9 protein-coding genes and 1 pseudogene are annotated in these 12,161 nt (G+C 69.8%); 6 read left to right on the forward strand and 4 right to left on the reverse strand.

All coding sequences use genetic code 11. The features are described 5' to 3' along the window. The first annotated feature begins 51 nt into the window (after positions 1 to 51). From F6J84_RS03220 to F6J84_RS03230, 3 genes are read left to right on the forward strand one after another with little or no spacing between them, the layout of a single operon-like run. Positions 52 to 498, forward strand: a complete 447-nt coding sequence (locus F6J84_RS03220; protein WP_150892969.1) for an FAS1-like dehydratase domain-containing protein — start codon at positions 52 to 54, stop codon at positions 496 to 498. Beyond that, on the forward strand, positions 495 to 902 hold the full coding sequence (locus F6J84_RS03225; RefSeq protein WP_150892968.1) for a MaoC/PaaZ C-terminal domain-containing protein: 408 nt from the start codon (positions 495 to 497) through the stop codon (positions 900 to 902). Before F6J84_RS03220 ends, F6J84_RS03225 begins: the two co-directional genes overlap by 4 nt. A gap of 6 nt (positions 903 to 908) precedes the next feature. Further along, the gene (locus tag F6J84_RS03230; protein WP_150971334.1) at positions 909 to 2,045 is read left to right on the forward strand and encodes a UDP-N-acetylmuramate dehydrogenase; all 1,137 of its coding nucleotides are present in this window, start codon (positions 909 to 911) and stop codon (positions 2,043 to 2,045) included. A 287-nt stretch (positions 2,046 to 2,332) separates the two neighbouring features. Here the strand turns inward: F6J84_RS03230 and F6J84_RS15795 are convergent. Together F6J84_RS15795 and F6J84_RS03240 are read right to left on the reverse strand one after the other, a co-directional pair. Beyond that, a pseudogene (locus tag F6J84_RS15795) lies at positions 2,333 to 3,094 on the reverse strand (hypothetical protein); the annotation flags it as partial. Positions 3,095 to 3,286: 192 nt separating this feature from the next. Further along, entirely contained in the window at positions 3,287 to 4,486 is a 1,200-nt protein-coding gene (locus F6J84_RS03240; protein WP_150971338.1) for a pyridoxal phosphate-dependent aminotransferase, read from the reverse strand. Positions 4,487 to 4,590: 104 nt separating this feature from the next. Here F6J84_RS03240 and F6J84_RS03245 point away from each other — a divergent pair, with 104 nt between their 5' ends. Further along, the gene (locus tag F6J84_RS03245; protein ID WP_150971340.1) at positions 4,591 to 5,457 is read left to right on the forward strand and encodes a coenzyme F420-0:L-glutamate ligase; all 867 of its coding nucleotides are present in this window, start codon (positions 4,591 to 4,593) and stop codon (positions 5,455 to 5,457) included. 240 nt (positions 5,458 to 5,697) lie between these two features. Here F6J84_RS03245 and F6J84_RS03250 read toward each other — a convergent pair whose 3' ends face one another. Together F6J84_RS03250 and aceB are read right to left on the reverse strand one after the other, a co-directional pair. Continuing rightward, positions 5,698 to 7,293, reverse strand: a complete 1,596-nt coding sequence (locus F6J84_RS03250; RefSeq protein WP_150971342.1) for an isocitrate lyase — start codon at positions 7,291 to 7,293, stop codon at positions 5,698 to 5,700. Positions 7,294 to 7,351: 58 nt separating this feature from the next. Beyond that, positions 7,352 to 9,028, reverse strand: a complete 1,677-nt coding sequence (gene aceB, locus F6J84_RS03255; protein WP_150971344.1) for a malate synthase A — start codon at positions 9,026 to 9,028, stop codon at positions 7,352 to 7,354. 167 nt (positions 9,029 to 9,195) lie between these two features. Between aceB and F6J84_RS03260 the strand changes: the two genes are divergently transcribed. Beyond that, positions 9,196 to 10,659: a helix-turn-helix transcriptional regulator gene (locus F6J84_RS03260; protein WP_150971346.1), complete on the forward strand. Its 1,464-nt coding sequence runs from the start codon at positions 9,196 to 9,198 to the stop codon at positions 10,657 to 10,659. Between the two features lie 188 nt (positions 10,660 to 10,847). After that, entirely contained in the window at positions 10,848 to 12,134 is a 1,287-nt protein-coding gene (locus F6J84_RS03265; RefSeq protein WP_150971348.1) for a M18 family aminopeptidase, read from the forward strand. The last annotated feature ends 27 nt before the right edge of the window (positions 12,135 to 12,161 follow it).

Consider the following 12,161-nt stretch of genomic DNA (forward strand, 5'->3'; position numbering starts at 1 on the left):
TTCCCCAGCCCTTCCGGAGGTGTGCGGGAGCCTGCTCGTTAGGATGGGGGAGTGCCCGTGAACCCCGAGCTGCTCGGCCGTGAATTCCCGCCGACGCCCCCCTACCTCGTCGGCCGAGAGAAGGTGCGGGAGTTCGCCCGCGCCGTCTTCGCGACCGACCCCCAGCACACCGACGTGGACGCTGCGGTGGCCCTCGGCTACCCCGACGTCGTCGCTCCGCCGACCTTCGCGATGGTGGTGCAGGACCTCACCATGCAGCAGTTGCTCGCCGAGCCGGACTCCGGCATCGTGCTCGAGCGCGCCATCCACGCCGAGCAGCGCTTCCGCTACTCCCGGCCGATCGTCGCGGGCGATGAGCTCGTGGCGCGGCTCCGGGTGACCGGGGTGCGCGCCATCGGCAAGGGCGCGATGGTCACCAGCGAGGCGGACATCACGGATGCCGCCGGAGCCCACGTCGTCACCGCGGTGTCGGTGCTGCTGATCGGGGGAGACGAATGACCGCCGCACTCGAGATCGGGCACGTCGTCGCCGAGCGCGAGGTGCATCTGACCCGGGAGTCGCTGGTGCGCTACGCAGGCGCATCCGGGGATTTCAATCCCATCCACTACCGTGACGACGTGGCCACCCGTGTCGGTCTCCCCGGGGTCCTCGCGCACGGGATGCTGACGATGGGACTCGCCGTCGAGACTCTCGTGCCGTGGCTGGGCGACTCCGGCCGGATCCTCGAGTACGGCGTGCGGTTCACCCGCCCCGTGGTCGTGGATGCCGAAGAAGGGGCCTACGTCCAGGTCGTCGCGACCGTCGGAGCGGTGGATGAGGACACGGCGCGGATCGACCTGACCGTCACGCACGCCGACACCACCGTGCTCGGCAAGGCCCAGGTCCGGATCCGGGTGGCCTGAGCGCCGATGACCGAGGTCGACCCGCAGCCGCTGTCGCGGCTGACCACCCTGCAGACCGGTGCCGCACCCCTGCGCATGCGTGAGGCGCGCACGCGCGAGGAGCTCATCGGCGACCTCCGGGAGATCTGGGCGGACGGCGACGACTGGTTCGTGCTCGGCGGAGGCTCCAACCTCTTCGTCGGCGACGAGCCCTTCGACGGGACGGTCCTCCGGGTCCTCACGAGCGGGATCGAGCGGATCGCCGGTGCGAGCCCCGGTGCGACGCGTATCCGGGTGCAGGCAGGACACGACTGGGACGCGCTCGTCGCGTACACCGTCGCAGAGGGGCTGGCAGGCATCGAGGCGATGTCCGGCATCCCCGGCACCGTCGGTGCGGCGCCCGTGCAGAACGTCGGCGCCTACGGGCAGGACATCTCGCAGACCCTCGTCGAGGTGGAGATCATCGACGAGGCGACCGGGGACGTCTCGGTCGTGCCGGCGTCCGAGCTCGGTCTCGGGTTCCGCACGTCCGTCTTCAAGCACCACTACGGGTCCGCGCCGGCGCGGCGTGCCGTCATCCTCTCGGTCACGCTGGAGCTGACGGAGGTCGGGCAGGGCGAGTATCCCGTGCGGGGCGAGCAGCTGCGACAGGCGCTGGGCCTCGAGCCCGGGGCATCCGTCTCGCTCGCCTGGGTGCGGGACCACGTCCTCGCCACCCGCCGGCGCAAGGGCATGGTGCTCGACGAGGCGGATGCGGACACCTCCTCGGCCGGCTCCTTCTTCCAGAACGCGATCGTCACCGAGCAGTTCGCCCGTACCCTGCCGGACGCGTGCCCGAGGTGGCCGATGCAGCCGGTGATCGAACAGGTGCAGGTGTATCCGCTGGACCGGTTCGACGGCTACGTCCCCGCGCCGGTGCCGCAGCCGATCGACGTCAAGGTGAGCGCGGCATGGCTCATCGAGCATTCCGGCATCGGCAAGGGCTTCCGCCTGCCCCGCTCGCGCGCCGCGGTGTCCAGCAAGCACGCGCTCGCGCTGACGAATCGCGGCGGTGCGTCCGCCGAGGAGCTCGCCGAACTCGCTCGGTTCATCCAGCAGCGCGTGCAGCAGGAGTTCGGTCTGCTGCTGCAGCCGGAGCCCGTCCTCGTCGGCGTCGAGCTGTAGCACCCCCGCCCCCGCGCCGCCCGCCCTCCCTGCGTTTCCTCGGTCGACTCGCCAGGACTTGCGGGTCCTGCGGGGCCGGCATACGCAATTCGTGGCGAGTCGACCGACACGGCGGCCGAGACGCGGGGCGATGCGGGATGCCGAGGGGACGGGAGGGTGTCGGATCGGGCGGCGAGGAGACGGCGGATGCGGGCGACGAGCCGGCCCGGATCGTCGAAGTCTCGGGCGGTCACGATGGTGACCCGGAAGCCGAGCGACTCCAGGTCGGCCCGCCTGACCTGATCGAGACTCCATTGGTGGGGGTCGCGATGGTGGTCGCCGTCGTACTCGACGATCAGGCGCTGGCGGCGATAGAGCATGTCGACGCGCGCCATGAACCGATGACCATGGAAGATCTCAACGTTGAGTTCCGGCGCCGGCAGGCCGGCCAGGATCAGCAGGACCCGCAGTTCCGATTCGCGCGGCGATTCGGAACCATCCGCCGCCAGCTCGAGGCACTCCGCGCGGGCCACCGCACCGCGTGCGCGACCCGCCCGGCGATGGGCGGCCTCGAGCTCGTCCCGGGTCACCAGCGGGTCGCGCCGTGCGAGCATCCGGTCGGCGACCGCGACGAGGCTCGGCAGATCCAGGATGTGGGCGAGATCGACCCAGGTACGTTCGGGTGAGGTGCACCGCATCCCGTCGCAGACGACGATCTCCTCGGGTTCGACCGGGAGCGCCCGTCCGCGGATGCCCGGGCGACGGATGCGGTTCGCCGGCAGCGGCACCCCGATGACCGGTTCCGTCAGGGCGAGGGCGGCTTTCGCACGGGGAAGCGGCAGGCCCCAGGCGAGCGCTGCCGTCGGTCCGCACAGGAACGCGTGCTCCGGCACTGCCGACAGGAGCAGTCGGACACGCTCGAGCCCGTCGAGCTCGTCCCGCGTGCGCGTCCCCCAGTACGGTGCGTCGAGGTCCTGCGCGCGAAGCCTGCTGGGAGAGACACCCGCGGCGCGGGCATCGGTCACGGTGAAGGACGGGGGAAGGTGCGAGGGGAGCGGTGCGCGCTGCATCCGCTCATGGTTCTGCCGCGCCGGGCGTTCGTGCCGGCGCTCCCCGCCATTCGGTGCACAGCCGCGCCCCGATCATCTCCGGGGAGGAGCAGTCGGTTCCCCCTCACCCACCTGTCGACTCGCCAAGTTCTGCGGATGCGGGCGTGCCGGCACCCGCAGAACTTGGCGAGTCGACGAAAAGAGGGGACAGGGTCAGGCGAAGAGGGCCTGCAGGCGACGGACACCCTCCAGGAGCGCCTCGTCACCGAGCGCGTAGGAGAGCCGGAGGTATCCGGACGGGCCGAAGGCCTCGCCGGGCACGACCGCGACCTCCGCCTTCTCCAGAATCAGGTCGGCCAGCTCCAGCGTGGTCGTCGGGGTGACGCCCTGCCACTCACGGCCGAGGAGTCCCTGCACATCCGGATAGACGTAGAACGCGCCGAGGGGGTTCGGGACGGTGACGCCGGGGATCTTCGCCAGCTCGGCCACGATGAGGCGGCGGCGACGGTCGAAGGCGTCGCGCATCCGCTCGGCCTCGTCCTGAGGTCCGGTCAGCGCCGCCAGCGCCGCACGCTGCGCGATGTTGTTCACGTTGCTGGAGAGGTGCGACTGCAGGTTCGCGGCGACCTTGATGGCGTCCTTCGGGCCCACCATCCAGCCCACGCGCCATCCGGTCATGGCGTATGTCTTCGCGACACCGTTGACGAGGATGGTCTGTCCCGCGAGCTCGGGCACGACCTCGACGATGGATGCCGCACGCGCACCCTCGTAGACGAGGTTCTGGTAGATCTCATCCGTGATGACCCAGATGCCGTGGGCGAGCGCCCATTCGCCGATCGCGCGAGTCTCCTCGGGCGTGTAGACGGAGCCGGTCGGGTTGGAGGGGGAGACGAAGACGAGCACCGTGGTGCGCTCGGTGCGGGCGGCCTCGAGCTGCTCGACGGTGACCTTGTAGTCCTGGTCGGCCCCGGCGAACACCTCGACGGGGGTGCCGTCGGCGAGGCGGATCGCCTCGGGGTACGTGGTCCAGTACGGCGCCGGCAGCAGCACTTCGTCGCCCGGGTTCACGACCGCCTGGAACGCCTGGTACACCGCCTGCTTGCCGCCGTTGGTGACGAGGACGCTGCCCGGGTCGACCTCGAGCCCGGAGTCGCGCAGGGTCTTGGCGACGATGGCTTCGCGCAGTACCGGCAGACCCGCGGCGGGCGTGTAGCGGAAGTTCGCCGGGTCCTGCAGTGCCTCGGCGGCCGCATCCACGATGAACTGCGGGGTCGGGAAATCGGGTTCGCCGGCCGCGTAGGAGATGACGGGACGCCCGGCGGCTTGCAGGGCCTTCGCCTTCGCATCGACCTTGAGGGTCGCGGATTCGGCGATCGCGGTGAGCTTGCGGGAGAGGGGGGCGCGTTCTGTCACGAATAGAGCGTATCCGGACGTCCGTGCCTCTGCGCGGATGCGTCCGTGTGCCGCGCCGCGCGGCGGCGGCAGGGGAGGGCGTGCCGGTGTGGAACGATGAACCGATGGACGGTGCGGGGGTTCGGATCTGGGCGCTGCCGGGTATCCCGGAGGTGTGCGCGGGGGACGACCTCGCGGGCCTGATCGGTGCGGCCCTCGCCGCGCACGAGGGCGGATGCCGGGACGGCGACGTGCTCGTGGTGACCAGCAAGATCGTCTCGAAGGCGGAGGGGCGCATCGTCGCCGCATCCGATCGCGAGGATGCCATCACCGCCGAGACCGTCCGGGTCGTCGCCACCCGCGGTAACACGCGCATCGTCGAGAACCGCCTCGGGATCGTCGGGGCCGCAGCGGGGGTCGACGCCTCCAACACCGCCGAGGGGACCGTCCTGCTGCTCCCGGAGGACCCGGATGCTTCGGCGCGCGCCCTCTGCGGCACGCTCCGTGAGCGGTTCGGGGTGCGCCTCGGCGTGCTCATCAGCGACACCCTCGGTCGCGCGTGGCGGCTGGGGCAGACCGACATCGCCATCGGTGCGGCCGGCATGCAGGTCGTCGACGACCTGCGCGGCGGGACCGACACGCAGGGACGTCCGCTGGCGGTGACCGTGCCCGTCGTGGCGGATGAGATCGCCGGCGCCACGGACCTCGTCAAGGGGAAGGCCACGGGACTCCCGGTCGCCGTCGTCCGGGGGATGGGGCGGCTCGTGACCGACGAGGTCGACACCCCCGGTGCCCGCACGCTCGTGCGGACCGGTGAGATGGACATGTTCCGCCTCGGCACGGATGAGGCGCTCGCCGAGGGCCGCACCGCCGGGTACGCCGAGGGTCATGCCGCCGGGTACGCGGAGGGCCGCGCCGCCGGGTACGCGGAGGGGTACGCGGCCGCCCGGGCGGCGGCATCCGGTCCGTCGGCCGCCCCCGATCGCCCCTGACCCGCGCTCCTCCTCTCCGCGAGACCACCCCTTCTCCCCGCGAGACTGCACGCTACCCACGAGACGGATGTAATCAGCCGCAGTCTCGTGGCCACTATGCAGTCTCGCGGGAAAGGCTCGCGGGAAAGTCTCGCGGGAAAGGCTCGCGGGAAAGGAGGGACCGGCGCGGACGTGGGAAGGCCCCGGCGCGGATGCAGCCGGGGCCTCCTCAGGGGAGAAGCACAGTCGCCGTACGGGGACTCAGTTGAACTGGTTCATCGTGTTGTCCTTGCCGCCGGCCTTGAGCGCCGCTTCGCCGGCGAAGTACTCCTTGTGGTTGTCGCCGATGTCACTGCCGGCCATGTTCTGGTGCTTGACCGTGGCGATCCCCTCGCGGATCTCACGGCGCTGGACGCCCTTCACGTAGGCCAGCATGCCCTCGTCGCCGAAGTACCCCTTGGCCAGATCGTCGGTCGACAGTGCCGCCGTGTGGTAGGTCGGCAGCGTGATGAGGTGGTGGAAGATCCCGGCCCGGGCGGATCCGTCACGCTGGAACGTGCGGATCTTCTCGTCGGCGAGTCGGGCCAGCTCGGTGTCGTCGTACTCGACGCTCATGAGGTCGCCACGGTCATAGGCCGAGACATCCTTGCCCTCCTGTGCGAGCTGGTCGTACGCCTGCTGGCGGAAGTTCAGCGTCCAGTTGAACGATGGGCTGTTGTTGTAGACGAGCTTGGCGTTCGGGATCTCCTCGCGGATGGCGTCCACCATGCCGGCGATCTGGTCCACGTGCGGCTTCTCCGTCTCGATCCACAGCAGATCGGCTCCGTTGCGCAGCGACGTGATGCAGTCCAGCACGCAGCGCGCCTCGCCGGTGCCCGGACGGAACTGGTACAGGTTGCTGGCGAGCCGCTTCGGCCGCAGCAGCTTGCCGTCGCGCTTGATGACGACATCGCCGTTGCCGAGCTGGCTCTCCGAGATCTCCTCGACGTCGAGGAACGCGTTGTACTGGTCGCCGAGGTCGCCGGGTTCGTTCGTGACGGCGAGCTTCTGCGTGAGGCCGGCGCCCAGGGAGTCGGTGCGGGCGACGATCACGCCGTTGTCGATGCCCAGTTCGAGGAACGCGTACCGCACCGCAGTGAGCTTCGCGATGAAGTCCTCGTGCGGGACCGTGACCTTCCCGTCCTGGTGGCCGCACTGCTTCTCATCCGATACCTGGTTCTCGATCTGGATGGCGCAGGCACCCGCCTCGATCATCTTCTTGGCGAGCAGGTACGTGGCCTCCGGGTTGCCGAAGCCGGCGTCGATGTCGGCGATGATCGGAACGACGTGGGTCTCGTAGTTGTCGATCTGCGACTGGATGAACTCGACCGCCGTCTCGTCACCGGCGGCACGCGCGTCGTCGAGGCGCGTGAACAGCAGGTCGAGCTCACGGGCATCGGCCTGGCGCAGGAACGTGTACAGCTCCTCGATGAGCGCGGGCACCGCGGTCTTCTCGTGCATCGACTGGTCGGGGAGCGGGCCGAACTCCGATCGGAGAGCGGCGACCATCCAACCCGACAGGTAGAGGTATCGCTTGTTCGTGCTCTTCAGGTGCTTCTTGATGGAGATGAGCTTCTGCTGCCCGATGAAGCCGTGCCAGACGCCGAGTGACTGCGTGTACACCGACGAGTCGGCGTCGTACTCGGTCATGTCGCGGCGCATGATGTCCGCGGTGTACTGGGCGATCTCCAGCCCGGTTCGGAATCGGTTCTGTGCCCGCATCCGCGCCACGGATTCGGGGTCGATCGCATCCCAGCTCGCCCCGTTCCGCTCCTTGAGCGCCCGGATGGCAATGATGTCGTCCTGGTAGTCGGTCATGTTCTCTTCCTTGATGATCGTGACGGGTCGGCTCGCGTGAGCCAGGACGGGCGGAGGCCTATTCGGCTCCGGCGAGGTACTTGGAGTAGGCCGGAAGGGTCAGGAACGCCGGGAACTCGTTGCCCAGGGCGACCTCGCGGAAGACCTCTGCCGCGTCGTCGAATCGGTCCCCGTCGCGGCGCTCCACGTCGGCGAGCACCTGCGCGATGAGTCCTTCGATGTACTCGCGGGTGATCCGATCGCCCTCGGCGGTGCAGTGGTCCTGGTGGATCCACTGCCACACCTGGGAGCGGGAGATCTCGGCGGTCGCCGCATCCTCCATCAGGTTGTCGATGGCAACGGCGCCGAGCCCCCGGAGCCACGCTTCGATGTAGCGGAGGGCCACCGACACGTTGTCCCGCACGCCCCGTGCGGTGACGGGCCGGCCGATGTGCACATCGATCAGGTCGGATGCGGCCACCTGCACCTCCGGACGCTGCCGGTCGAGCTGGTTCGGACGCTCGCCCAGCACCGCGTCGAACTCGGCGCGCGCCACCGGGATCAGATCGGGGTGGGCGACCCAGGTGCCGTCGAATCCGTCCCCGGCCTCGCGCTTCTTGTCCGCGGCGACTTTCTCGAACGCCTGCGCCGTCACCTCCGGATCGCGACGGTTGGGGATGAACGCGCTCATTCCACCGATCGCGAAGGCTCCGCGCTTGTGGCAGGTCTTGACCAGCAGCTCGGTGTAGGCACGCATGAACGGCACGGTCATGGTGACTTCGCTGCGATCCGGCAGCACGAACCGGGCACCGCGGCCGCGGTAGTTCTTGATGATCGAGAAGATGTAGTCCCACCGGCCCGCGTTGAGCCCGGCGATGTGGTCGCGCAGCTCGTACAGGATCTCCTCCATCTCGAATGCCGCCGGCAGCGTCTCGATGAGCACGGTGGCGCGGATGGTGCCGTGCGGGATGGAGAGGTGGTCCTCGCTGAAGCTGAACACGTCGTCCCACAGAGCCGCTTCTTCGCTGGACTCGAGCTTTGCGATGTAGAAGTAGGGTCCGGCGCCGTTCTCGATGAGGCGCTTCGCGTTGTGGAAGAAGTAGAGCCCGAAGTCGACGAGGGAGCCGGATGCGGCCATGCCGCGGCCGGCGCGGTCGGTGAACCGGATGTGGTTCTCGGGCAGGTGCCATCCGCGCGGACGCATCACGATCGTGGGCGTCTCGGTCGCCGTCACCGCGTACCGCTTGCCTTCGGGGGAGGTGAAGGAGAGCTGGCCGCGGATCGCGTCGAAGAGGGAGAGCTGGCCGTCGATGACGTTCTTCCACGTCGGGCTGGTGGCGTCCTCCTGGTCGGCGAGCCAGACCTTCGCGCCGGAGTTGAGCGCGTTGATCGTCATCTTCGGGTCGGTCGGGCCGGTGATCTCCACGCGGCGGTCGTGGAGGCCGGGTCCCGCGCCGGCGACGCGCCAGCTCGGGTCATTGCGGATGCCGGCGGTGTCGGCGCGGAAGCTCGGGTCGTGGCCGTTGCCGATCTCGTAGCGGCGCCGCATCCGGTCCGCCAGCCGATCGCGACGTCGCGCGTCGAATCGGTGGTGCAGTTCGGTGAGGAAGGCGATCGCCTCGGGGGTGAGGATCTCGTCGTAGCGGGCGGCGAGCGGGCCGAGGACCTCGATCGTGGGGCGGGACGAGGTCGGGATGGTGCCGGTGGTCGGCGCCGGGATGGTCTCGGGCGCGAAGCCCGTGGCGGTGGGAGTCATTGCCCTGTCTTCCTGTGTCGTGCGGCGGCGTGGTGGAGCGGCGGTCGCGGTGACCGTCGGTGTTTCAGCGGGTCGTGGGACCACTCTGGGTGAAGTTCGGCACCGAAACCGTCCAATGGAGGGGAGAAGTTTTGCCGATCTTCTGCTCTCGTGACACAATCCCGAGCATGACGATCACGGAAGATCAGCTGGGCGACGAGGCCGAAGCCGACGCGCTGACCATCGGCCGCCGCATCCGGCAGCTGCGCACGAAGCGCGGGATGACGCTCGAGGACCTCGCCGCCGCGGTCGAACGGGCGCCCAGCCAGCTCTCGATGATCGAGAACGGCAAGCGGGAGCCGAAGCTGACCCTGCTGCGCGCGATCGCGAAGGCGCTCGGCACCACGATGGACGCACTCCTCGAGGCGGAGCCGCTCGACGAGCGCGCCTCGCTCGAGATCTCGCTCGAGCGGGCCATGCGGGGGCAGACGTTCCAGGCGCTCGGGATCGCTCCGTTCCGCATCGGGAAGGGCGTTCCGGATGAGGCGCTGCGTGCGCTGCTGTCCCTGCAGGGCGAGATCGACCGGCTCCGCGACGAGCGTTCCGCGACCCCCGAGGAGGCGCGGCGGGCGAACGTGGACCTCCGCCACCTCATGCGCAAGCAGAACAACTACTTCGCCGATCTCGAGGGTCAGGCCCGAGGCATCCTGGACGCAGTGGCGCATCCGGGCGGGCCGCTCACCCAGCGGACGGCGAGCGACATCGCCGCGCACCTCGGGTTCACCCTGCACTACGTGCCGGACCTGCCGCAGACGACGCGCAGCGTGGCCGATCTGAAGCACGGCCGGCTCTACCTCTCCAGCAAGGTCACGCAGAACGGCGACCCGCGGACCGCCGTGCTGCAGGCGCTCTCGAGCCGGATCCTCGGGCATCGCGAGCCGAAGAGCTACGCCGAGTTCCTCCGGCAGCGTGTGGAGACCAACTACCTGACCGGGGCGCTGCTCATCCCCGAGTCGCACGTCGTGCCGTTCCTGCAGGCCGCGAAGACCGACCGCGCGATCTCCATCGAGGACCTGCGCGACCGGTACTCCGTCTCCTACGAGACCGCGGCCCACCGCTTCACGAACCTCGCCAGTGTGCACCTCGGCATCCCGGTGCACTTCCTCAAAGTGCACGAGTCGGGCACGATCACGAAGGCGTACGAAAACGACGACGTGAACTTCCCGACGGACCGGCTCGGATCGATCGAGGGTCAGATGTGCTGCCGGCGGTGGACGAGCCGGGTCGTGTTCGACGTGGACGACCGGTTCAACCCGTACTACCAGTACACCGACACCGGGAACGGGACGTACTGGTGCACCGCGCGGGTGGAGAACTCCAGCGAGGGGCAGCACTCGGTGAGCGTGGGGGTGCGCTTCGACGACACGAAGTGGTTCCTCGGGCGCGACACCCCGCACCGGGGCGACTCGAAGCACTCCGTCGAAGTGTGCTGCCGTCGTGCCCCGAGCGAGCTGGAGGCCGCCTGGCGGGAGAACGCCTGGCCGAACGTGCGCACGCCGCGGACCCTGCTGGCGACGCTCCCGACCGGGACCTTCCCCGGGGTGGACACGACCGAGGTGTACGAGTTCCTCGCCGCCCACGCTCCGGCCTGATCCGCGCCGGCGTCTTGCGGGGTTCTTTCCCGCGAGACTGCATCCTGAGCACGAGACGGACGTAACCAGCGTCGGTCTCGTGCGGACTATGCAGTCTCGCGGGAAGGACGACGTCTCGCGGAGGGCGGGCGGGGACCGGCGGGGCGCGAACTACGATCGAAGGACCGTCCGCTCTGAGGAGGCCTGCCGTGCCCGCATCCGTCGACGCCCTCGCCCACGCCGATGACCTCGCCGACTTCGTCGCCGCGTCGCCGTCCAGCTTCCACGCCGCCGCGGAGGTCGCGCGCCGCCTGACGGATGCCGGTTTCACCGCCCTGGACGAGCGCGAGCCCTGGCGCGCGCAGGCGGGAGGACGATACCTCGTGGTGCGGGACGGCGCCGTGCTCGCCTGGGTCCTGCCGCAGAGCGTGCGTCCGGATGTTCCGGTTCGCGTCCTCGGCGCCCACAGCGATTCACCCGGATTCACGCTGAAACCGCGGCCCACCACCGGACGGCTCGGGTGGCTGCAGGCGGGTGTCGAGATCTACGGCGGCCCGCTGCTGAATTCGTGGCTCGATCGCGAACTGCGCCTGGCCGGACGGCTCGTGCTCGAGGACGGTTCCGCGGTGCTCGCGGCGACGGGCCCCCTCCTCCGCCTGCCCCAGCTGGCCATTCACCTGGACCGCTCGGTCAACGACGGGCTCGCGCTCGACAAGCAGGCGCACACCCAACCGGTGTGGGGTCTGGGGGAGTCGGAGTCCGCCGACATCCTGGCGGAACTCGCCCGCGACGCCGGGGTCGACGCCGCCCGGATCCGCGGATACGACATCGTCACGGCCGATGCGGCGCGGGGCACGGTCTTCGGCAGGGACGACGTCTTCTTCGCCTCCGGCCGGCTCGACGACCTGGCATCCGTCCACGCCGGTGTGCAGGCGCTCCTGGTGGCGTCCGCCGATCATGACGCCGATCACATCGCGATGCTCGCCGTGTTCGACCACGAGGAGGTCGGCTCGGCGACGCGCTCCGGCGCGGCCGGTCCGTTCCTCGCCGACGTGCTCGAGCGCATCGGCCTGACTCTCGGAGCCGACCGGGAGGAGCGGATGCGGGCACTCGCCTCGAGCTGGTGCGTCTCGAGCGACGTGGGTCACGCGGTGCACCCGAACTATCCGGACCGGCACGATCCGGTGGTGCAGCCGCGCCTCGGCTCAGGCCCGATCCTGAAGATCAACGCGAACCAGCGCTATGCGACGGATGCGGCCGGCGCCGCAGCCTGGGGCGGATGGTGCGCCCAGGCGGGTGTCTCGTCCCAGGAGTTCGTCTCGAACAACTCCGTCCCGTGCGGGTCGACGATCGGACCGATCACCGCCACCCGGCTCGGAATCCGCACGGTGGACGTCGGCATCCCCATCCTGTCGATGCACTCGGCGCGGGAGCTCGCGGGCGTCAGCGATCTCTGGGACCTGGCGCGGGTGGCGGAGACCTTCTTCCGGGGATGAGATGAGGGCGGGACCCCGGCGAACCGG

The sequence above is a fragment of the Microbacterium caowuchunii genome (genome assembly GCF_008727755.1).
GTDB classification, from domain to species: domain Bacteria; phylum Actinomycetota; class Actinomycetes; order Actinomycetales; family Microbacteriaceae; genus Microbacterium; species Microbacterium caowuchunii.

Bases quoted from the DNA above. Each gene is read 5' to 3' on its own strand.
- F6J84_RS03225 (WP_150892968.1), top strand. From the start codon at position 495: ATGACCGCCGCACTCGAGATCGGGCACGTCGTCGCCGAGCGCGAGGTG.
- F6J84_RS03230 (WP_150971334.1), top strand. From the start codon at position 909: ATGACCGAGGTCGACCCGCAGCCGCTGTCGCGGCTGACCACCCTGCAG.
- F6J84_RS03245 (WP_150971340.1), top strand. From the start codon at position 4,591: ATGGACGGTGCGGGGGTTCGGATCTGGGCGCTGCCGGGTATCCCGGAG.
- F6J84_RS03250 (WP_150971342.1), bottom strand. From the start codon at position 7,293: ATGACCGACTACCAGGACGACATCATTGCCATCCGGGCGCTCAAGGAG.
- aceB (WP_150971344.1), bottom strand. From the start codon at position 9,028: ATGACTCCCACCGCCACGGGCTTCGCGCCCGAGACCATCCCGGCGCCG.
- F6J84_RS03260 (WP_150971346.1), top strand. From the start codon at position 9,196: ATGACGATCACGGAAGATCAGCTGGGCGACGAGGCCGAAGCCGACGCG.